At 62.0% G+C, this 21,342-nt stretch carries 21 protein-coding genes; 12 read left to right on the top strand and 9 right to left on the bottom strand.

Annotation, left to right across the window (positions count from 1 at the left end):
- The first annotated feature begins 4 nt into the window (after nt 1–4).
- The 5 genes from hfq (at nt 5) to CAK78_RS11900 (ending at nt 4,065) form a co-directional block, all read left to right on the top strand.
- On the top strand, nt 5–268 hold the full coding sequence (hfq, locus tag CAK78_RS11920; protein ID WP_005304228.1) for an RNA chaperone Hfq: 264 nt from the start codon (nt 5–7) through the stop codon (nt 266–268).
- A gap of 63 nt (nt 269–331) precedes the next feature.
- Nucleotides 332–1,618, top strand: a complete 1,287-nt coding sequence (gene hflX, locus CAK78_RS11915; RefSeq protein WP_005304225.1) for a ribosome rescue GTPase HflX — start codon at nt 332–334, stop codon at nt 1,616–1,618.
- Between the two features lie 91 nt (nt 1,619–1,709).
- Nucleotides 1,710–2,861, top strand: a complete 1,152-nt coding sequence (hflK, locus tag CAK78_RS11910) for an FtsH protease activity modulator HflK (RefSeq protein WP_005304223.1) — start codon at nt 1,710–1,712, stop codon at nt 2,859–2,861.
- Nucleotides 2,862–2,864: 3 nt separating this feature from the next.
- Nucleotides 2,865–3,749, top strand: a complete 885-nt coding sequence (gene hflC / locus CAK78_RS11905) for a protease modulator HflC (RefSeq protein ID WP_017763855.1) — start codon at nt 2,865–2,867, stop codon at nt 3,747–3,749.
- A 127-nt stretch (nt 3,750–3,876) separates the two neighbouring features.
- Nucleotides 3,877–4,065: a DUF2065 domain-containing protein gene (locus CAK78_RS11900; protein ID WP_005304217.1), complete on the top strand. Its 189-nt coding sequence runs from the start codon at nt 3,877–3,879 to the stop codon at nt 4,063–4,065.
- Between the two features lie 86 nt (nt 4,066–4,151).
- On the opposite strand, the gene ispB is transcribed toward CAK78_RS11900, so the two are convergent.
- On the bottom strand, nt 4,152–5,123 hold the full coding sequence (ispB, locus tag CAK78_RS11895; RefSeq protein ID WP_005304213.1) for an octaprenyl diphosphate synthase: 972 nt from the start codon (nt 5,121–5,123) through the stop codon (nt 4,152–4,154).
- A gap of 242 nt (nt 5,124–5,365) precedes the next feature.
- Between ispB and rplU the strand changes: the two genes are divergently transcribed.
- The 5 genes from rplU (at nt 5,366) to CAK78_RS11870 (ending at nt 10,971) form a co-directional block, all read left to right on the top strand.
- A complete protein-coding gene (gene rplU, locus CAK78_RS11890; RefSeq protein WP_005304210.1) occupies nt 5,366–5,677 on the top strand; it encodes a 50S ribosomal protein L21 in 312 nt (103 codons plus the stop codon).
- 17 nt (nt 5,678–5,694) lie between these two features.
- The gene (gene rpmA / locus CAK78_RS11885) at nt 5,695–5,952 is read left to right on the top strand and encodes a 50S ribosomal protein L27 (protein WP_005304202.1); all 258 of its coding nucleotides are present in this window, start codon (nt 5,695–5,697) and stop codon (nt 5,950–5,952) included.
- 188 nt (nt 5,953–6,140) lie between these two features.
- On the top strand, nt 6,141–7,343 hold the full coding sequence (gene cgtA, locus CAK78_RS11880) for an Obg family GTPase CgtA (RefSeq protein ID WP_094697407.1): 1,203 nt from the start codon (nt 6,141–6,143) through the stop codon (nt 7,341–7,343).
- A gap of 393 nt (nt 7,344–7,736) precedes the next feature.
- Nucleotides 7,737–9,107, top strand: coding sequence for a YjiH family protein (locus CAK78_RS11875; RefSeq protein WP_005304191.1), 1,371 nt, complete (start codon nt 7,737–7,739; stop codon nt 9,105–9,107).
- A 169-nt stretch (nt 9,108–9,276) separates the two neighbouring features.
- Nucleotides 9,277–10,971: an AMP-binding protein gene (locus CAK78_RS11870; RefSeq protein ID WP_094697406.1), complete on the top strand. Its 1,695-nt coding sequence runs from the start codon at nt 9,277–9,279 to the stop codon at nt 10,969–10,971.
- 42 nt (nt 10,972–11,013) lie between these two features.
- Here CAK78_RS11870 and CAK78_RS11865 read toward each other — a convergent pair whose 3' ends face one another.
- The 3 genes from CAK78_RS11865 to CAK78_RS11855 all read right to left on the bottom strand — a co-directional run bounded on the left by CAK78_RS11865 (nt 11,014) and on the right by CAK78_RS11855 (nt 14,909).
- The gene (locus CAK78_RS11865) at nt 11,014–11,367 is read right to left on the bottom strand and encodes a hypothetical protein (RefSeq protein ID WP_094697405.1); all 354 of its coding nucleotides are present in this window, start codon (nt 11,365–11,367) and stop codon (nt 11,014–11,016) included.
- A gap of 85 nt (nt 11,368–11,452) precedes the next feature.
- Nucleotides 11,453–11,803: a hypothetical protein gene (locus CAK78_RS11860; protein WP_094697404.1), complete on the bottom strand. Its 351-nt coding sequence runs from the start codon at nt 11,801–11,803 to the stop codon at nt 11,453–11,455.
- Nucleotides 11,804–11,936: 133 nt separating this feature from the next.
- The gene (locus CAK78_RS11855; protein ID WP_094697403.1) at nt 11,937–14,909 is read right to left on the bottom strand and encodes an HD domain-containing phosphohydrolase; all 2,973 of its coding nucleotides are present in this window, start codon (nt 14,907–14,909) and stop codon (nt 11,937–11,939) included.
- Between the two features lie 155 nt (nt 14,910–15,064).
- On the opposite strand from CAK78_RS11855, the gene CAK78_RS11850 reads away from it, so the two are divergent.
- Both CAK78_RS11850 and CAK78_RS11845 read left to right on the top strand, forming a co-directional pair.
- On the top strand, nt 15,065–16,054 hold the full coding sequence (locus tag CAK78_RS11850) for a luciferase-like monooxygenase (RefSeq protein WP_094697402.1): 990 nt from the start codon (nt 15,065–15,067) through the stop codon (nt 16,052–16,054).
- A 234-nt stretch (nt 16,055–16,288) separates the two neighbouring features.
- Complete coding sequence (locus CAK78_RS11845; RefSeq protein WP_094697401.1) at nt 16,289–16,705, top strand: 2TM domain-containing protein; 417 nt, start codon at nt 16,289–16,291, stop codon at nt 16,703–16,705.
- Nucleotides 16,706–17,050: 345 nt separating this feature from the next.
- Here the strand turns inward: CAK78_RS11845 and CAK78_RS11840 are convergent, their stop codons facing one another.
- Genes CAK78_RS11840 through surA form a run of 5 tightly spaced genes read right to left on the bottom strand, consistent with a single transcriptional unit; the run spans nt 17,051 to nt 21,338 of the window.
- Entirely contained in the window at nt 17,051–17,872 is an 822-nt protein-coding gene (locus CAK78_RS11840; RefSeq protein ID WP_094697400.1) for a symmetrical bis(5'-nucleosyl)-tetraphosphatase, read from the bottom strand.
- 6 nt (nt 17,873–17,878) lie between these two features.
- On the bottom strand, nt 17,879–18,241 hold the full coding sequence (gene apaG, locus CAK78_RS11835) for a Co2+/Mg2+ efflux protein ApaG (protein WP_005304166.1): 363 nt from the start codon (nt 18,239–18,241) through the stop codon (nt 17,879–17,881).
- Between the two features lie 4 nt (nt 18,242–18,245).
- A complete protein-coding gene (gene rsmA / locus CAK78_RS11830) occupies nt 18,246–19,058 on the bottom strand; it encodes a 16S rRNA (adenine(1518)-N(6)/adenine(1519)-N(6))-dimethyltransferase RsmA (protein ID WP_005304162.1) in 813 nt (270 codons plus the stop codon).
- Nucleotides 19,048–20,043 carry a 4-hydroxythreonine-4-phosphate dehydrogenase PdxA gene (gene pdxA, locus CAK78_RS11825; protein WP_094697399.1) on the bottom strand — a complete coding sequence of 332 codons (996 nt, stop codon included), beginning with the start codon at nt 20,041–20,043 and terminating at the stop codon, nt 19,048–19,050. The genes rsmA and pdxA overlap by 11 nt, the downstream gene beginning before the upstream one ends.
- On the bottom strand, nt 20,043–21,338 hold the full coding sequence (gene surA / locus CAK78_RS11820; RefSeq protein ID WP_094697398.1) for a peptidylprolyl isomerase SurA: 1,296 nt from the start codon (nt 21,336–21,338) through the stop codon (nt 20,043–20,045). Before surA ends, pdxA begins: the two co-directional genes overlap by 1 nt.
- Nucleotides 21,339–21,342: the final 4 nt, after the last annotated feature.

The raw sequence follows: 21,342 nt of genomic DNA, 5'->3' as shown, positions 1-21,342 counted from the left end.
GAAGATGGCTAAGGGGCAATCTCTCCAAGACCCGTTTTTGAATGCGCTGCGCCGTGAGCGGATTCCTGTTTCTATCTATTTGGTGAACGGCATCAAGCTGCAGGGTCAGATCGAATCGTTTGACCAGTTTGTCATTTTGCTGAAGAACACCGTGAGCCAGATGGTTTACAAGCACGCCATCTCCACCGTGGTGCCGGCCCGTGCCGTCAACCACCACCAGCACGCCCAGGGCGCGGCTGGCGAAGAGCAGGGTGAAGCCGAGGCGTGATATCCCGGGACGAGGCGACTCGTCAACCCAGATTCATCATGATTCCTGTCAAGGAGCAAGCGCTTGTTTGACCGTTATGAAGCCGGCGAACAGGCCGTTCTGGTACATGTCAACTTCAGTGATGAGGGTGAGCGGGAGGATCTGGAAGAGCTCAAGATGCTGGTGAGCTCGGCCGGGGTCAATGCGCTGGGGGTGATCACCACCAGCCGCAGTGCGCCCAGCGCCAAATTTTTTGTCGGCAGCGGCAAGGCTGAAGAGATCGCGTCCCAGGTCCAGATGCTGGACGCCGACGTCGTCATCTTCAACCATGCCCTGACCCCTGCCCAGGAGCGCAACCTGGAGCGTCTGTTCCAGTGCCGGGTAGTGGACAGGACCGGCCTGATCCTCGATATCTTCGCTCAGCGTGCCCGTACTCACGAAGGCAAGTTGCAGGTCGAACTGGCCCAGTTGCGCCATCTCTCTACTCGCCTGGTGCGAGGCTGGACCCACCTTGAACGTCAGAAGGGGGGGATCGGCCTGCGCGGCCCGGGTGAAACCCAGCTGGAAACCGACCGCCGCCTGTTGCGTGAACGCATCAAGGCGATTTTGCGCCGGCTCGACAAGGTGGCCAAGCAGCGGGAACAGGGACGTCGTGCCCGCAACCGCAACGAGGTGCCGACCGTTTCTCTGGTGGGTTACACCAACGCCGGAAAGTCCACTTTGTTCAACCAACTTACAGCTGCCAGCGTGTATGCTGCCGACCAATTGTTCGCAACCCTGGATCCGACCCTGCGCAAATTGGTGATCCGGGATGTGGGTGATGTGATTCTGGCGGATACAGTTGGATTTATTCGACACTTGCCTCATGATCTGGTCGCGGCCTTCAAGGCGACGCTGCAGGAGACCCGCGAAGCGGATCTGTTGCTGCACGTGGTGGACTGTGCCGACGAGCAGATGCAGGAGAATATCGAATCGGTGCAGCAGGTGCTGGCCGAGATCGAAGCCGACGACCGGCCCCAGCTGATGATCTGCAACAAGATCGACAAGCTGGGTGAACACCCGGTCGGGCTGGAGCGGGACGAAGAGGGGCGCCCGGTGCGGGTCTGGCTGTCTGCCCAGACCGGCGAGGGGTGTGACGATCTGTTTGTGGCACTGACCGAGCTGCTGGCCGGCTCCATGGTGCACCACACCCTGCAGTTGCCTCCTTCGGCCGCCAGATTGCGCAGTGCGCTCTATCGCCTCAAGGGCATCGAGCAGGAAGGTTTCAGCGAGGAGGGGGATTTTGTGTTGGAAGTCCGCCTGCAACTGGCTGACTGGAACCGCCTCGTGAAACAAGAAGGTGAGAGTTTACAACGCTTTATCAGGCATTGATTCGTCGATGAGATGAATGTTTGCTGGCTTCATCAACGGTTGATGGCCCGATAGAGATGATATCCATCCGCATGTATTAATGGAGACGCTGATGGCTTGGAATGAGCCTGGTAATAACGGCAAAGACCGTGACCCCTGGGGGAACAACGGCAAGAATCAGGGACCCCCTGATCTGGACGAAATGCTGCGCAAGGTTAGCCGCCGTTTTGGTGGTCTGCTGGGGGGCGGCAAATCGGGTGGTGGTGACGTCGGCAAGTTCGGCCTCTCCATCGCGCTGGTGGTGGCAGTAGTGGTGTGGGTCGTCAGCGGCTTCTATACCATTCGCGAAGCCGAGCGTGGCGTGGTGCTGCGCTTTGGCGAGTACTCCCACAACGTGGATCCGGGCCTGCGCTGGAAACCGACCTTCATCGACCGGGTGATCCCGGTGGACGTGGAGTCGGTCCGCTCCCTGCCGGCCTCCGGCTTCATGCTGACTCAGGACGAGAACGTGGTGCGGGTCGAGATGGACGTGCAGTACCGCGTGGTCGATCCCGAGCAGTACCTGTTCAGCGTGACCAACGCCGACGAGAGCTTGAGTCAGGCGACCGACAGCGCCCTGCGCTACGTGGTGGGTCACACCCGGATGGACGATGTGCTGACCACGGGTCGTGAGAAGGTGCGTCAGGAGACCTGGCAGGTGATCGACAGCATCATCGAGCCCTATCACATGGGTCTGCAGATCGTCGACGTCAACTTCCTGCCGGCGCGTCCGCCGGAAGAGGTGAAGGATGCGTTCGATGACGCTATCTCCGCCCAGGAAGATGAACAGCGTTTCATTCGTGAAGCCGAAGCCTATGCCCGTGAAGTGGAACCGAAGGCCCGCGGCCAGGTCAAGCGCCTGGAGCAGGAGGCTGAAGCCTACAAGTCCCAGATCGTGCTGAAGGCCAAGGGTGAAGTCGCTCGCTTCAACGAGCTGCTGCCCCAGTATCAGGCTGCGCCCGAGCTGACCCGTGATCGTATCTACCTGGAAACCATGGAAGAGCTCTATCAGCAGGCCAACAAGGTGGTGGTCGACATGCCGGCTGGCAACAACAGCATGATCTACCTGCCGCTCGACAAGCTCTCCGGCAAGGCCAACGCGGTGCAACCGGCTCGTCCGGCAGGTGCGCCTGTGGTTGAACAGACCCCGCCGTCCAACGAAGGGGCCAACTCCACGCCGACCCCGCTGCGCAGCGGCGACCGTTTCAGCTCAGGGAGAAACTGATAGATGAAAAAGCTAGCTATTGGTGTCATCGCTGTGGCCGCCATGGTCTGCTTCTCTTCGGTCTTCATCGTCGATGAAGGACAGAAGGGAATCGTGGTGCAGTTCGGCAAGGTGAAGCGGGTTGAATCCGGCGAGCCGCGTCTGTACGAGCCGGGCCTGCACTTCAAGGTGCCGCTCATCGACCAGGTTCGCAAGATGGATGCCCGCATCCAGACCCTGGAAGGGCAGGCCGATCGCTTCGTCACCTCCGAGAAGAAGGACCTCATCATCGACTCCTACGTGAAGTGGAAGATCGAGGACTTCTCCAAGTACTACCTGGCGACCGGCGGTGGCAACAAGATCCAGGCCGAAGACCTGCTCAAGCGCAAGATCAACAACGGTCTGCGTTCCGAAATTGGTAATCGCACCATCAAGGACATCGTCTCTGGTGAGCGCAGTACCGTGATGGAAGATGCCCTGATGAAGATGGCGCGCTCCTCCGAGCTCGGCATCAAGGTGGTGGATGTGCGTATCAAGCAGATCAACCTGCCGGTGGAAGTCTCCAGCTCCATCTATCAGCGTATGCGTGCCGAGCGGACCGCGGTAGCCCGTGAGCATCGCTCCCAGGGCCGCGAGCAGGCCGAGATCCTGCGTGCCGACATCGACCGCAAGGTGACCGTCATGATCGCCGATGCCGAGAGTAATGCTCGTCAGCTGCGTGGTGAAGGGGATGCCGAGGCCGCCAAGATCTATGCCGACAGCTACAAGAAAGACCCCGAGTTTTTCAGCTTCGTGCGCAGCATGGAGGCTTATCGCAAGAGCTTCGCCGGTGGCAATGACCTGATGGTCCTCAAGCCGGACAGCGAGTTCTTCCGCTACCTCAAGTCGCCGCACGGCAACAAGCAGTAAGCACGTCGTGATTTGACCCAAGGGCCTGATGATTCAGGCCCTTTTGTTTGCCGGTCATCGGCTGGCAGCGGGGGGCGGCGTGCGAAGTGCTGTGGTTGGGGCACATTCAGACGAGAAAGGAGGTTGTATGCTGACATCCATCCTGATGGGGCTGGGATTGCTGCTGCTGTTCGAAGGGCTGGGGCCGCTGTTGATGCCGCGCGCCTGGCAGCAGATGTTGCGACTGCTGAGCGATCAACCGGCCGAGCAGTTGCGCCGCATAGGCGGCTGTCTGGTGGTGGCCGGGGCCGTTATCTTGTGGGCGCTGGCCCGCTAGCTCCTGGTTGAAACGACAGTGGCACGGCTAATTGGACAATAAAAAAGAGGCCCTCTGGCCTCTTTTTTATTGTCTACCGGCTGGCATCAGGCGCTGCGTTGCACCGCCATGTGGGCCAGGGTTTCCAGCGCCTGCTTGTGTTGGGAGTCCGGCAGGATGGCGAGGGCCGCGATGGCCTTGTCGGCCTCTTCCCGGGCCCGCATGCGGGAGTACTCCAGCGCGCCGGTACGGTCGAGGATGGCCAGGATCCGGTCGAGGTGCTCCATGCCGTTGCGGTGCTCGATGGCGTCGCGCACCAGCTGGCGCTCTTCCGGGCTACCCACTTCCATGGCACGCAACAGCGGCAGGGTCGGCTTGCCTTCGGCCAGATCGTCGCCCACGTTCTTGCCCATCTCGTCGCTCTGGGAGCAGTAGTCCATCACGTCGTCGATGATCTGGAAGGCGGTGCCCAGATACTTGCCGTAGTCGGTCATCGCCTGCTCGATGGGCGCGGGCTGATGGGTCAGCACGGCGGCGAGACGGGTGGCGGCTTCGAACAGCTTGGCGGTCTTGCAATAGATGACCGTCATGTAGCTCTCTTCGGTGGTATCCGGGTCGTTGCAGTTCATCAGCTGCAGCACTTCCCCTTCGGCGATGGTGTTGGTGGCCTCGGAGAGGATCTCCATCACCCGCAGGTTGGAGAGCTCGCTCATCATCTGGAAGGAGCGGCTGTAGAGGTAGTCACCCACCAGCACGCTGGCGGCGTTGCCGAACATGGCGTTAGCGGTCTCCCGGCCGCGGCGCAGGTCGGATTCGTCGACCACGTCGTCGTGCAGCAGGGTGGAGGTGTGAATGAATTCGATGATGGCAGCCAGTTTCAGGTGATCCTCACCCTCATACCCCAGTGCGCGGGCGGCCATGACGGTCAGCATGGGGCGCATCCGTTTCCCGCCTGCACTGACAATATAGAAACCCAGCTGGTTGATCAGGCTGACATCGGACTGGAGTCGCGCCAGGATCAGTTCATTGACCGCCGTCATGTCGGCGGCACAGAGCGCACGGATAGTCTGTTGGTCCATAAGTCTCGTAACGTGACGGCAGTGATGACTGCGATTTTAGCAATGGCGGGGATTCTACACGATTTCACAATGGGTTACAGTTAAGCGTTTATTCACGGCGGCAGATATGCGCACAAAATAAACTTTTTGCTAAATTGGCCTTGCCTGAGCAAATCGATTTGCGTAGAATGCCCGCCCATTGTTATAGGTTTTTGCGCGTGTCTGGCCTTGAGCAAAAGACACGCCTTTACGGAGTTAATCAAATGTACGCGGTATTCCAAAGCGGCGGAAAACAACACCGTGTGGCCGAAGGTCAAATCGTTCGTCTGGAAAAGCTGAACGTTGAGACTGGCGCTACCATCGACTTCAACGAAGTACTGATGGTTGCTGCAGGCGACACTTTTAAAGTAGGTGCTCCTTTCGTTGAAGGTGGCAAGGTTGTAGCTGAAGTTGTGGCTCACGGCCGTGGCGAGAAAGTGACTATCGTCAAGTTCCGTCGTCGTAAGCACCACCGTAAGCAAGCGGGCCACCGTCAGTGGTTCACTGAAGTCAAAATCACTGGCATCAGCGCTTAATTAGAGGAGTACGATAGATGGCACACAAAAAAGCTGGCGGTTCATCCCGCAACGGCCGCGATTCAGAAGCTAAACGCTTGGGCGTGAAGCGTTTCGGCGGCGAAACAGTTCTGGCTGGCAGCATCATCGTTCGTCAGCGCGGCACCAAGTTCCACGCTGGTGAGAACGTTGGTCTGGGCAAGGACCACACCCTGTTCGCTACCGCGAACGGCAAGGTGCAGTTCGAAGTCAAAGGTCCGCTGAACCGTAAGTACGTAAGCATCGTTGCTGAGTAATTACGGACCGCAAGGATCCGAAGCCCCGCCAACAGGCGGGGCTTTTGTTTTTCTGATGTAGTTGACGAAAAAACGGCACGCAGCCGACCCTGGCTCTGAAGGGGCGACTGGCAAGATGCGTATCGCCCGCAGGGGTCTGTACCACTATAATGGCGTATCGGTTTTTCGAATTAAGGTGACGGTTACCTATGAAGTTTGTTGATGAAGTCCAGATTCGAGTCGATGCCGGTGACGGTGGTAACGGTTGTGTGAGCTTTCGCCGGGAGAAGTACATTCCGAACGGTGGCCCGGACGGCGGTGACGGCGGTGACGGTGGCGACGTGTATCTGGTTGCCGATGAAAACCTGAACACCCTGATCGACTACCGTTTCGAGCGTTTCCACGCCGCCGAGCGTGGCGAGAATGGCCAGAGCGCCAACTGTACCGGTCGTCGCGGCAAGGACAAGATCCTGCGCGTGCCGGTCGGTACCCGTGCGACCGATGAAGACACCGGCGAACTGCTGGGGGATCTGACCCACCACGAGCAGAAGCTGCTGGTCGCCAAGGGCGGTTTCCACGGTCTTGGCAACACCCGCTTCAAGAGCTCGGTCAACCGTGCGCCGCGCCAGAAGAGCAACGGTACCCCGGGTGAAGTGCGCACCCTGAAGCTGGAGCTGCTGCTGCTGGCCGACGTCGGCATGCTGGGCCTGCCCAACGCCGGCAAGTCCACCTTTATCCGTGCCGTCTCTGCGGCCCGTCCGAAAGTGGCCGACTACCCCTTCACCACCCTGGTGCCAAACCTGGGCGTGGTGCGTGGCGAGAACTCCCGCTCCTTCGTCATTGCCGACATTCCGGGTCTGATCGAGGGTGCTGCCGAAGGCGCCGGCCTCGGTATTCGCTTCCTCAAACACCTCGAGCGCTGCCGCGTGCTGATCCATCTGGTGGATATCTGCCCGGTGGATGGCTCCGATCCGGCCGAAAATGCCGTGACCATCGTCCGCGAGCTGGAGAAGTACAGCCCCGAGCTCGCGAGCAAGCCGCGCTGGCTGGTGTTCAACAAGATGGACCTGATCCTGGAAGAAGAGGCAGGTGAAGTGATGGAGCGCGTGAAGGCAGCCCTGAACCACGAAGGGCCGGTTTACGCCATCACCGCCATCAGCAAGGAAGGGACCAAGAAGGTCTGCTACGACATCCTGGATCTGCTGGATACCATGCCCCGTCAGCTGGCGGAAGATGCCAAGGAAGCCATCGAGAAGGTGGAGTTCAAGTGGGACGACTACCACAAGAACCAGCTGGCCAAGGCCGAAGCGGATGCGCTGGCTGCCTCCAAGGCGTTTGACGAGTCGCTGGACGACGATGACTGGGACGACGAAGACGATGATGGCGTGGAAGTCATCTACGTGCGTGACTGACCCCCATCCTGCGGGTGAGCGCAGTGCCGCCACCCGCCGCTGAAAAACCGGAGCCTTGCCAGGCTCCGGTTTTTTTATGGGGATCGACTGGATCACCATATAGATATATTTCTCATGTCACTTATTGCCTGCCAACCGCAACTGATTATACTGCGCTCCTGAATGTAACCTTAACGAAACAATGTGCTAACCATTTGTAATGAATTGATATGCGCATCTGTTTGGGTACATTCTTATGGAAGGTTTACCTGTAAAAATATTTATGCTTGAAATAATCCATTAAAAGCTTGTTTGTGCATTTTTTTGGAGTATTCTTGCGCCCGTTTTGTCGGGTGAGAGCATGGGTATGCAGGTTCGCCTGGCTAAGGAAAAGTAACATTAAGGCTGTAAACCATGCTGGAAAAGACTCTGCAAGCACCTGCGCTCAATACCCGTCGCAACGTGCTGATGTTCCTGGTCCCGTCACTCATCGGGATCCTGCTGTTCATGACCCCCGTTCTCTATGACGGCAACGTCACCATCCCGGTAGCCGTACTGGCAAAGCTGGTACAGAGGGTGTTTGCCGACTATCTGGTGGCCATGGTCAGCGCCATCATCACCACCACCATGTTGATGACCCTGATCGCCTGGTTGTTCAAGCCGGCGATCCTGGTGAAGCGTCCCTTCCTCAACAGCCTGTTCAACGTCTCCCCCTTCTGGGCCTGCGTACGGGTACTGGGCGGCATCTTCGTGCTGCTGACCTTCTTCGAGGCCGGTCCCGAGGTGCTGCGTTCCGGGGCAACCGGTGGCCTGGTGCTGCACGATCTGCTGCCGGTGCTGTTTTCCGTCTTCATCTTCGCCGGCCTGCTGCTGCCACTGCTGCTCGATTTCGGTCTGCTGGAGTTCGTCGGCACCATGATGACCCGCATCATGCGCCCGGTGTTCCGCCTGCCGGGCCGCTCCGCGGTGGACTGCTTCGCCTCCTGGCTTGGCGATGGCAGCGTCGGCATCCTGCTCACCAGCAAACAGTACGAAGGCAAGTTCTATACCCAGCGGGAAGCCGCCGTCATCGGCACCACCTTCTCTGCCGTCTCCATCACCTTCTGCCTGGTGGTGATCTCCCAGGTGAAGCTGGAGCACATGTTCGTGCCCTTCTACCTGACCGTCTGCCTGGCAGGAGTGGTGGCCGCCATCGTGGTGCCGCGCCTGCCGCCGCTCTCCTGGAAGAAGGATGTCTACAGCGACGGTACTCCCCTGTGCCGCAAGCAGGAGGCGATCCCCCATCAGCACAGCGTGCTGAGCTATGGCTATGAGCGGGCTCTGACCAAGGCCGACAGCATGACGGATCTCGGCGCCGTGGCACGGGAAGGGGTGAAGAATGCCCTGGACATGGTGTTTGGCGTGCTGCCGGTGGTGATGGCGGTGGGTACCTGTGCCCTGATGCTGGCCGAGCACACCCCCATCTTCAACTGGCTGGGAGCCCCCTTCGTCCCCTTGCTGGAGCTGCTGCAACTGCCGGAGGCGGAAGCCGCTTCCAAGACCATCATGGTGGGCTTCGCCGACATGTTCATCCCGGCGGTGCTGGCCTCCACCATCGAGAGCGAGATGACCCGCTTCGTGATCGCCGCCATGTCGGTCACCCAGCTCATCTACATGTCGGAAGTGGGTGCCCTGCTGCTGGGCAGCAAGATCCCGGTCAAGCTGTGGGAGCTGTTCGTGATCTTCCTGCTGCGCACCCTGATCACCCTGCCGGTCATCGCCGGGGTGGCGCACCTGCTGTTCTGATCTGCCCCGCGTCTGTAAACGGTCAACTTCGGTTGGCCGTTTTTTTATGGTCGCTATTAGACCAAAGTGAGTCTTTTACGAGGCCTAATTTTACATTAATGTAACAAGCTGAAAAAACACGCCAGCCGAGCAGTAGGCAATTCCAACCTATGTGGCCAGGAGTCACCCCATGACCTCACTGCTCAGCTACCGGGCCGGTCCTTGCGATCAGCCGCTGCTTCACCAGACCATAGGCGCCTACCTGCAAGAGGTGGCGGAACGTTTCCCCGAGCGGCCCGCCGTGGTGGTGCGCCACCAGCAGATCCGCTGGAACTACCGGGAATACCTGACCCAGATAGACCGGCTGGCGCTGGGCCTGCTGGCGCTCGGGATCCGGCCAGGGGATCGGGTCGGCATCTGGTCGCCCAACAACATCGAGTGGTGTCTGGTGCAATTCGCCACGGCCCGCATCGGGGCCATCATGGTCTGCATCAACCCCGCCTACCGCAGCTACGAGCTCGCCTTTGCCATCAACAACGTGGGCTGTCGGGCCCTGATCTGCGCCAGCGCGTTCAAGGGCTGCGACTACCTTGCCATGCTGGGGGAGCTGGCCCCCGAGCTGGCGAGCTGTCCGCCAGGCCGCCTGACATCATCCCGGCTGCCGAGCCTGGAGATGGTGATCCGGCTCGGGGAGCAGCAAAGCGCCGGCATGCTCAACTTCCCCGAGGTGCTGGCACTGGGCGACCGGCAGGATCCGGCCTGGCTGGCCCGGGTGGCCGCCACTCTCAAACCCGATGACGCCATCAACATCCAGTTCACTTCGGGCACCACGGGCAACCCCAAGGGGGCTACCCTCAGTCACAGCAACATCCTCAACAACGGCCGCCAGGTGGCGCAAGGCATGGCGTTCAGCGAGCTGGATCGGCTCTGCATCCCGGTGCCGCTCTACCACTGTTTTGGCATGGTGCTCGGCAATCTGGTCTGCATCAGTGTGGGGGCCTGTGCCCTGTTTCCGGCCGAAGCCTTCGATCCGGCGGCCACCCTGCGGATGGTGAGCGAAGAGCGCTGCACCGCCCTGCACGGGGTGCCGACCATGTTCATCGCCGAGCTGGAGCTGGCGGAGTTTGACCAGTTCGATCTCTCCTCCCTGCGCACCGGCATCATGGCCGGTGCCATCTGCCCCGAGCCCTTGATGCGCAAGGTGCAGACCCTGATGCACATGACCGAGGTGACCATCGCCTACGGCCAGACCGAGTGCAGCCCCATCAATCACATGACCGCCATCGATGCGCCGCTGGAGAAGCGGGTCACCACGGTCGGCCGCGCCATCGGTCACACCGAGATCAAGCTGGTCGACCCCAGCGGAGAGATAGTGGCCATCGGCGAGCGGGGCGAGATCTGCTGTCGCAGCAACGGAGTGATGCAGGGGTACTGGCAGGATCCGGTCAAGACGGCGGATACCATAGATGAGGAAGGGTGGCTGCACTCGGGGGACATCGGCATCATGGATGAAGAGGGCTATGTGCGGATCGTCGGACGCAGCAAGGAGCTGATCATTCGCGGTGGCGAGAACATCTACCCGCGCGAGATCGAGGAGCGGCTCTATGATCATCCGGCGGTGCAGGATGCAGCCGTGTTCGGGGTCGACAGCGAGCGCTATGGCGAGGAGGTGTGTGCCTGGGTCAAGCTCAGGCCCCGCCAGGAGGCCAGCGAGGAGGAGCTGAAGCAGTTCCTGTCGGATCGCATCGCCTACTTCAAGGTGCCCAGATACATCCGTTTCGTGGAGGAGTACCCCATGACGGTAACCGGCAAGCTGCAAAAATTCAGGATGCGGGAACTGATGAGCGACGAGCTGGCCCGCCAGCACGCCGAGGCGATGCGCTGAGCGCCGGTGACACGAACAAAAGGGCCTGCGGGCCCTTTATCGTTATTGTCCCAACGGGTGGGGCAGTGCCGGTGTGCGGAGGCACTGTACCAGCAGGGTATGGGTGGTGAAGGTGCTGCTCTGGGGGAAACTCGGGCGAAATCCCGTCACCGGGTCGGCGATCCCCATGCTTATCTGATGGGTGGTGAAGGTGCGCTGGTGGCGATCGGTTTCCTGATAGCCGTGCGGGCAGCTCAGCGCCGCCTGCTGCTGGCACTCTTCCAGTGCGGCGCACTCGATCTGGAAGCGTTGCAGTGCGGGATTGGCGGAGGCGAGTTCGGTGACGGTGGCGGGCGCCGGCAGCAGGGCGCAGCCGGACAGCAAGAGGCTGCCCAGCAGGAAAATTCGGGGTGACATAAGAGAGTGGTGCTCGATGAAACAAGAAAAGGGTGGGTAGCGGCCGGCCGGGGCCATCTGCCTCGTGCCGGCTGCAAAGCGCGGATCAGCGTGGCGTGATGCCCATATCGACCGGACACTGGATGGTCAGGGAGTGCACAGTGTTGGCCATGCGATAGGGTTTGCCTGCCTTGTAGACCTTTTTCTCGTCGTCATAGCTGCCCGCCGTGTACTGGGTGCTGTAGAGGGTCTGCTGACGGCGGTCCGTCTCCTTGTAGCCTTGCGGGCAGGTCTGGTTGGCCTGCTGGAAGCAGGCTGCCATGCTGCTGCACTCGATGTAGAAGCCGCGCTGGCTGGCATCGGCCAGGTGTACCGGGGTGACGGTGGGGGCGGGAGGCGCCAGCAGGGAGCAGCCAGAGAGCGTCAGCGCGCCCAGCATGATGAGATGTTTTGACATAGATAACCTGAACAGTGTGGTGTGACAAAGAGTGAGGGGGAGTCTATTGCTCCCCCTTCGCTATAGGGGCACCGTTATAACCAGCCGGGGGCGTTCAGGCCAGCCCGCAAATGTAAGAAAATATGACCCGGCCCTAGGCCAGCCCGGCCAGCAGGGCGCTTTCATCCACCTGATCCAGCTGCTCGGGGGCGAGGAATCTCCCGGCGTAGTCGCGCCAGATGCCGCTGCTGACAAACAGGGCAAACAGGGCGGGATCGATGTGCTGCTCGCGCACCATGCTCTGCATGATGGCCAGCGACTGGGAGACCGTCTTGCCCGATTTGTAGGGGCGATCGCTGGCGGTCAGCGCCTCGAAGATGTCGGCGATGGCCATGATGCGGGCGGGGATGCTCATCTGGCTGCCCAGCAGCTGGCGCGGGTAGCCCTTGCCGTCCATCCGCTCGTGGTGGCCGCCGGCAATCTCGGGCACGCTGCGCAGATGGCGGGGGAAGGGGAGGCGCTCCAGCATGCGGATGGTCTGGATGATGTGCTCGTTGATCTTGTAGCGCTCCTCCTCGGTGAGGGTACCGCGACCGATGGCGAGGTTGTAGCGCTCGCCGCGGTTGTAGAGATGGGTGGGCACCCGCACTTTGAAGCCCCAGGGGTTGCGCTCGTCCAGCTGGTCGTGGACGGGGCGGGGGATGAGGTGGGCGGCCTTGTCCGCCAGCAGGGGTTCGATGCAGGGCAGCGGTGCGGCCGGCTCCCCCTGGCGCAGCTTGAGCTCCTCCCGGCTGATGCCGAGCCGATCGTCCAGGGTGCGCAGCCAGGTGCGGCTGGCGATGGCATCCAGCCTGGTCAGCTTCTCCGGCGCCATCCATTCGCCGCCCAGGTTGCACTCGGCAACGAAGGCGAACTCCTCGTCCAGGGTGCTCCAAAGCGGCGCCACCGCCGCCCTGGCCGCCTCTCGCTCCGCCGCCGGCAGGCGGGCTGCCAGCGCCTCGATGTAGCCGTCGCGCTTGAGCACCTCGAAGCGGGTACGGATCTCGTGGATCCTATCGTAAAGGGTCTCCAGCTTGGTGGCCTTGTCCACCACGAACTCGGGGGTGGTCACCTTGCCGCAGTCGTGCAGCCAGCTGGCGATATGGATGGCCTCCCACTCCTCCTCGTTGAGTCGAAACTCGGCGAACGGTCCCTGCTGCTGGGCGCAGGCGGCTTTGGTCAGCATCCGGGTCAGCTCCGGCACCCGCTGGCAGTGGCCGCCGGTATAAGGACTCTTGGCGTCGATCGCGCCGGCCATCAGCTCGATGAAGGATTCCAGCAGCTGTTTCTGCTCCTCCAGCAGGCGCTGATTCTCGATGGCCGAGGCCGAGGTGCCCGCCAGCGCCTCGATCAGACTGATGCGCGAGGCCAGCTCGCGGGCAGGGCAGTCTGGCAGGATCAGCAGCAGGCAGCCGATCAGCTCCTGGCGGTGGTTGCGCAGGGGCTCGGCCACCAGCTGGCAGGGGCCGGGGAAGGGGCCCCAGTCGGCCAGATGCTGCTGCCAGCCCTGCTGGTCGATGGCGAGGCTGAGCCGCTCGCCCCGCACCAGCTCGCCAAACAGGGCCTGTTGCCAGCGGATCTGCCCGGCCGGCAGCGGCGCTTTGCGCCATAGCGCCTGTACAGCCACCATCCCCTGCTCCTGAGCCAGGTAGAGGCAACCCCCTTCGGCCTGCACCGCGGCGATGGTTTCGTGCAGGATGCGGCTGAGCAGGGAGTCGAAGCGGTGTTCGGCCGCCAGTGCCCGCCCCATGTTCATGAAATTGCCGAGGGTCAGCCGCATGCCGGACATGGTACGGGCCAGGTCGTCAATCTCGCGGATGGCAGACTCGGGGACCCGGCTCTCGCCAAAATCGAAGTGCTGGATCCGCTCCGCCTCCTGGGTGAGCGCCAGCAGCGGGGTGGCGGTACGTCGCGAGACCAGCCAGATCACCGGCAGCAACAGCAGCAGACCTACCAGTGCCCAGCCCAGGTTGACCAGGGCAGCGTCCCGAGCTTGCTGATAGAGCAGGTCGGCCGATACCAGCAGGGCGATATGGATGGGGGAGTCGGCCCCGAGAGGGGAGAGGTTGATCAGCCAGTCGCTGCCATCGGCGGCGGTCAGGTTGAGTTCGGCGGGGTCGCTCAGCAGATCTGGTCGGCTGGTGATCCGTTGCTGCAGGCTCGCCAGGGCTGGATGGGGCAGGGTCGCCAGCATGGGCAACTGGCTCAGCTGCTCGAAGCTGGGCAGGTGCCTGGGGTCGGCGGCCAGCAGGGTGGCGTACTCGTCGAACAGGATCACCTGGCTCTGGGCGGGCAGCTGCAGCTTGCCGATCAGGGCCGACAGTCCCTCGACGCTGGTGTCGAGTCCGATCACGGCGCGCCGGTCGTCACTCTCCACCGCCAGGGTCATGCCGGGCTCCTTGGTGGTGAAGAAGAGGTAGGGGCTGGTGGTGGCGATCCCCGCCCGCCAGCGCGCCTGCTTGTACCAGTCGCGGCTGCGGGGATCGTAGCGGTAGTTCGGCATGGGACGACGTTCGAGCAGGGTCAACCGCTGATCGAAATAGAGAAACTCCCCCTTGCCCTGGCTGAGGCTCTGCACCAGCAGGGTACTGGCGGCCGGTACGCCACCCAGCTGGGTCCTGGCCCGCTCGGTCAGCTTGCGCACCAGAAAAAAGTCGCCATCTTCGTAGCCGGCATAGACGGCCTCATAGCTGGGGCTGTTGGCCAGCACCTCCGCCAGTTGCGGCAGGTAGCCCAGGCGATCGGCCTGGGTGGTCATGGCGGCCAGCTGGCCACTGCGCAGCAGGCTGAGCGACATGCGGGCCGGCCGTTCGTTCAATTGCAGGGCGAGGGCCAGCTGCTGGCGATACTGCAGAAAGTTCTGTCGCTCGTGCTCCAGCCCTTGGCGGGCCCCTTGCTGGAACTGCAAGGCGATGAGGGCGCTGCCGAGCAGGGTAAACAGCAGGATGAAGAGGGTGGCGATATGCACATAGAAGGGTTTACGACCTGGCCTGGCAGTTGTCATGGACACATCCTTGTCACACGGGCGATTGCAGAGACGATCAACCTGCAGTGTGCCTGCAGGATGACAATAAACACAATAACCCATTCAGAGAGATCGGGATGTGACAGAGAGAAACTACCCCTGATGGCGCTCCCGGAACCCGTCTCCGTCGATTTTGCCGGCCGATCAGGTGATTCATTCAGGTATCCCGTGCTACATTGCCCCCCTTGTTACTGGTCTGTGAATCAATGGAGTGACCCATGTCTGCCATCCCCTATTCCGTGCTCGATCTGGTGCCCGTGGCCGAAGGCTCCCAGCCGGCCGAATCGTTTCGCCGCTCGCTGGATCTGGCCCGTCATGCAGAGCGCTGGGGTTATAACCGCTACTGGCTGGCCGAGCACCACAACATGCCGGGCATCGCCAGTGCCGCCACCTCTGTGCTGATCGGCCACCTGGCCGGCGGCACCAATACCCTGCGTATCGGCGCGGGCGGCATCATGCTGCCGAACCACTCGCCGCTGGTCATTGCCGAGCAGTTCGGCACCCTGGCGTCACTCTATCCGGATCGCATCGATCTCGGCCTTGGCCGCGCGCCGGGCACCGATCAGCGCACCATGCGGGCGCTCAGACGCCAGCGCAGCGGCGAGGTGGATGACTTCCCGGCCGATGTGCGCGAGCTGATGGACTACTTTGGCGACGAGGTGGGGGCGGTGCAGGCGGTGCCGGGCCAGGGACTGCATCTGCCCATCTGGCTGCTGGGCTCCAGCCTCTACAGCGCCCAGCTGGCGGCGGCCATGGGGCTGCCGTTCGGCTTTGCCTCCCACTTCGCCCCCGCCATGCTGCTGCAGGCGCTGGAAATTTACCGCGCCCAGTATCGCCCCTCCGCCCGCTGGCCCAAGCCCCATGCGGTGGTCTGCATCAACATGATCGCCGCCGACAGCGAGCGGGAGGCGCGCTTCCAGTTCACTACCCTGCAGCAGCAGTTCCTGCGCCTGCATCGCGGCAACGCGGGCAAGTTGCCGGCGCCCGTCGTCGAACTGAGCGAGGAGTGGTCCGAGCGCGAGCTGGTGGCGATGGAGCAGACGCTTGCTCGTTCTCTGGTGGGGGATCCGGATCAGGTACGCCACGGACTCAAGGCGCTGCTGGCGGAAACCCGGGCCGACGAGCTGATGTTCAACGGTCCCATCGTCGATCATCAGGCGCGGCTGCGCTCCTTTGAAATTGCCGCCGAGCTGATGCAGGCGCTATAAGCTCGACTCCCCGAAGAGCAGGGCGCTATCTTGCTAGAAGCGCCTCTGTCGCCCTGCTGTCAGGTCATCGAGAGGGGGGCGTTGTGGGGAGGAAGGATGGGGTTTCTGCCCTCTCTATTTTATCTAATGCACTGAATCACAAGGAAAGTCAGGTTGGTGTCAGGCTGCTGTCGTGTCGCATGCCACCCTCCGGCCCCTATGCTGGCCCCGTCAATCAACCACAAGGAGTTCGAGATGATCGTCAGAAAGTTGAGATTGCAGCGGGGCTGGTCACAGGAGCAGTTGGCCGCCGTCTTTGAGCTCGAGGTGGTGCAACTTGACGGTACAAGCCAACAGGAGCATGAGATGAGAGGGAGTGATACGATGGAACGGGATCAGATCCGGGTATCGGTAGAGGAGCAGGCCGCCATGCGCTATGTGGAGGGGCTCAAGGGCTTCTATTACCACATCGCCAGCTACCTGCTGGTAATATGCGGGCTGTTTGTCATCAACTACCTGAGCAACCCGGGCTATATCTGGGCCTGGTGGCCGGCACTGGGCTGGGGGCTGGGGCTGATCTCCCATGCCATCAACCTGTTCCAGCCCTTCAAGCTGTTCGGCCCCGAGTGGGAGCGACAACAGATCGAGAAGCGGTTGGGACGCAAGCTCTAGGATGAGCTGTGCACCATAAAAAACGGGCCCGGCAATACCGGGCCCGTTTTGTTTTATTGTCTGCAGCCTACTTGGCGCTGGAGGGACTGTGAGTGGCGATCAGGGCATCATCTTCATGGCACCACAGGGTTGCTCAGGTTCAGCCGCTTATCGTCACTTGGCGTAGGTAGGGCAGGGGGGCGCGATCAGGGCGTCATCTTCGTAACGCCACAGGGTGAGGCTCTGATTGTCCAGACGCCTCCCTCACCATTACTTGGCGTAGGTGGGGCAGGGGGTCGCGATCAGGGCATCATCTTCATAGCGCCACAGGGTGAGGCTCTGATTGTCCAGACGCTCGCCTCACCATTACTTGGCGTAGGTAGGGCAGGGAGTCGCGATCAGGGCATCATCTTCGTAGCGCCACAGGGTGAGGCTGTTGCCCCAGACGCAGCCGGTGTCGAGTGCCTTGATATCCTGCTTGCCGGTGTTGCCCATCAGGGCCGCCCAGTGGCCGAACACCAGGATGGGGTCGTCCACATGGTGCTCGCGCTGCTCGAACCAGGGGCGCAGGCCCGGGGTCGACTCGGTGGGGCCCTTCTTGCATTTGAAGTCGAGCCGGCCGTCGAAATAGCAGAAGCGCATCCGGGTGAAGGTGTTGATGATGTAGCGGTAGCGCTCGATCCCGACCAGATCGTCCTGCCAGCCATCAGGCTGATCGCCATACATGTTGTGCAGCAGCCACTGGTACTGATCACCGCGCAGCAGGCTCTCCACCTCGCGGGCACAGTTGCGGGCGGTGCGGGCGTCCCACGCCGGGGAGATGCCGGCATGCACCATCATGATGGGCAGGTCGGGGTGCTCCGCCAGCAGCGGGCGGTGGCGCAGCCACTCCAGCAGCTCGTCCCGATCCGGGGCGTCCATCAGCTCCTGCAGCCTGTCTTTCTTCTTGAGCGGGGCTACCCCGTCGGCGACCGCCAGCAGGTGCAGATCGTGGTTGCCGAGCACGGTGACGGCACGCTTGCCCAGCCCTTTGACGAAGCGCAGGGTGTTGAGGGAGTCCGGGCCGCGGGCGACCAGATCGCCGCACAGCCAGAGTACGTCGTTAGCGGGATCGAACTCGGCCAGATCCAGCAGACGGCGCAAGTCGTCGTAACAGCCCTGGATATCGCCAACAAAACAGTTCGCCATGAAACCTCAGTTGATAATGTGGGGGACGGCCAACGTAAAGGGTGCGATGGGCACCTCGAATTGCTGCCCCGACTCGTCTTGCAGGGTATAACTCCCTTCCATCACGCCAAGCGGGGTGGCCAGCGGCACGCCGCTCTGATAGCGGAAGGTCTCGCCGGGGGCGATGACCGGCTGCTCGCCGACCACGCCGGGGCCTTCGACCTCCAGCATCTTGCCATTGGCATCTGTGATGAGCCAGCGCCGGCGCAGCAGTTGCGCCGGGCCGGGCCCCAGGTTCTCGATCTCGATGAGATAGTGGAACTGGTAAGGGTCTTTGCTGTCCGCCACATACGAGGGGTATGGGCGGACCAGGATGTGCGGGGTTGCCACGGGATCAGGCCTTTGGCTGATCCGCCAGCCAGTTGGCGATCATGACGAACTGCTCGAGGGAGAGGTTCTCCGGGCGCAGGTTGCCATCGATGCCAAGTTCGGTCAGCTGGGCGTCCGTGATGAAGTTGGAGAAGCTGTTGCGAATGGTCTTGCGACGCTGGCCGAAGCCCTCGGTGCAGACCCGGTTCAGGCAACGAATGTCTTTCGCGACTATGGTGGGGTTCTTGTGCGGGATCAGACGGACCACGGCAGAATCCACCTTGGGCGCCGGCTTGAAGGCGCCAGGGCCCACTTCCAGCACAGGTACTACCTGGCAGTAGTACTGGGTCATCACGCTCAGCCGGCCATAGGCCTTGCTGCCCGGGCCGGCGGCCAGACGCAGTACCACTTCCTTTTGCAGCATGAAGTGCATGTCTTCTACCCGATCGGCGAACTCGCACAGGTGGAAGATAAGCGGGGTGGAGATGTTGTAGGGCAGGTTGCCGAAGATGCGCAGCGGCCCCTTGCCTTCCCCCATCAGGGTGCTGAAGTCAAACCGCATGGCATCCGCTTCGATGACGGTGAGCTTGTCCTTCAGAGTCGGGTGCTCGCGCAGGCGGGCCGCCAGATCCCGGTCCAGCTCGACCACGGTCATCTTGTCCATCTGGGCGGCGACCGGCTCGGTCAGCGCGGCCAGACCCGGGCCTATCTCCACTAGGTTCTGACCCGGTTGTGGATTGATGGCGGCCACGATCTGATCGATCACGTAGCGATCGTGCAAGAAGTTCTGACCGAAACGCTTACGGGCCGTGTGGCCCATGTGCACCTTACTGCTCATATCTTTTTTTCTCTACCATCTTGATGGCGTGGTTGATCGCGGTGATCAGGCTGCCGGAGTCGGCCAGGCCCTTGCCTGCCAGATCCAGTGCGGTGCCGTGATCCACCGAAGTGCGGATGAAAGGGAGTCCAAAGGTGATATTGACCGAACTGCCGAAGCCCTTGTATTTGAGCACGGGCAGCCCCTGGTCGTGGTACATGGCGAGTACCGCATCCGCATCCTTGAGGTATTTCTCCTGGAACAGGGTATCGGCCGGCAGCGGGCCGACCAGATCGATCCCCTCCTGGCGCAGGCCGGCCAGGGCGGGTTCGATCACGTCAATCTCTTCACGGCCGAGATGGCCGCCTTCCCCGGCGTGGGGATTGAGGCCGCAGACGTAAATGCGGGGCTTGGCGATGCCGAACTTGGCTTTGAGATCCGCATCCAGGATGCGGATCACCTTGCCGAGGCGATCCTCGGTGATGGCCATCGCCACATAGGCCAGCGGAATGTGGGTGGTCGCCAGCGCGACCCGCAGCCCTTCAGTCGCCAGCAGCATCACCACGTCGGCGGTGTTGGATTGCTGGGCGAAGAACTCGGTGTGACCGCTGAATGAGACGCCAGCCTGGTTGATGATCCCCTTGTGCACCGGCCCGGTCACCACGGCGGCAAATTCGCCGCTCATGTTGCCGTCGCAGGCGCGTTGCAGGGTGGCCAGCACGTAGGCGCCATTGCCCTCGTCCAGCTTGCCCGGTATCACGGCGGCGCCGAGGGGAACCGGACAGACGGTGAGGGTGCCCGCCCGCTGCGGTTGTGCCGGCTGACCGGCATCATAGGGCTCAAGCTCGACGGGCAGCCCCAGCAGGGCGGCCCGTTCGCGCAGCAGCGCCGGATCGGCGATCACCACCAGCTGGTGTGGCCAACCCTGCTGGGCAATCTGCAGCACCAGATCCGGGCCGATCCCGGCCGGTTCACCCGGGGTAATGGCGAGGCGACGACAGGTCATCAGCTGCCGGCGCCTTCGATCTGGATGCAGGCCTCGTCACGCAGCTCGTCCAGCCAGGCCTGGGACTCTTCGGTGAAGCGGCGGTTGTAGATCAGCTGATAGGCGCGCTGCTCCTGGGCCTTGGTGGTGGCATCCTGGCTGCGGCGCTCTTCCAGCTGGACGATGTGCCAGCCGTGGGTAGTGCGGAAGGGTTCGCTGATCTGGCCCGGTTGCAGGCGGTTGACCATGTCGCGGAACTCAGGCACGTAGACGTTGGGATCGGACCAGCCCAGTTCGCCACCCTGCACCGCGGAACCCGGATCCTCGGAGTACTTCTCCGCCAGGCTGGCGAAGCTCGCCTTGCCACTCTTGATGTCGTGCAGGATGCCGTCCAGCATCCCCTTGGCTTTCTCTTCGCTCAGGATGATGGAGGGCTTGATCAGGATGTGGCGGGCGCGCACTTCGGTCTGCACCACCTGCTGCTGGCCCTTGCTGTCGAACACCTTGATGATGTGCAGACCGGCACCGGAGCGCAGCGGGCCGACGATGTCGCCCTTCTTGGCGCCTTGCACGGCCTCGGCCATCAGAGTCGGCATCTCTTGCGGGCTCATCCAGCCCCAGTCACCCCCTTCCAGCGCCTTGGGTCCGCTGCTCTCGGCAATGGCCATCTTGCGGAAGTCGGCGCCCTGCTTGAGGGCGGCCAGGATGCGTTCAATCTTGCTCTTGGCGGCGTTGAGCTGCTCGGCGCTCGGGTTGTCCGGCAGGGCAACCTGGATGTGGCCGACATGGTACTGTTGTTGCTGACCCTGCTTGGCCAGGATATCCACCACCTGCTTCACCTCCTGCTCGGAGATGTTGATGCGGCGGCGCACCTGGTTGCGGCGCACCTCGTTCATCAGGATCTCGCGGCGCACCTCTTCCCGATACTGGGCATAGGTCAGCCCCTCGCGATCGAGCTGGGCACGCAGCTGATCCAGGGTCATCTTGTTGTCGGCGGCGATGCTCTGGATCGCTTGCTCCAGCTGGGTATCGCTGATCTTGAGGCCCTGGCGCTCGGCCAGTTGCAACTGCAGGCTCTCCTGGATCAGGCGATCCAGTGCCTGTTTGCGCAGGGTGGCGTCATCGGGCAGGGACTGGCCGTTTTCCTGAGCGGAGATCTTGACCTTCTGAACCAGGGCCTCCTGCTGGCTGGCCAGCACTACGTCCTTGTTGACCACGGCAAGCACCTTGTCCATCAGCTCGGGGGCGGCGAAGGCTCCCTGGCTCATGGCTCCGAACAGGCCTGCAGTCAGCAGGGAAATCAACGTCTTCTTCATATCC

The organism is Aeromonas sp. A35_P, assembly GCF_002259925.1.
In the GTDB taxonomy this organism is placed as follows: Bacteria; Pseudomonadota; Gammaproteobacteria; order Enterobacterales; family Aeromonadaceae; genus Aeromonas; species Aeromonas dhakensis.
This window is presented reverse-complemented; position numbering and strand designations above follow the sequence as displayed.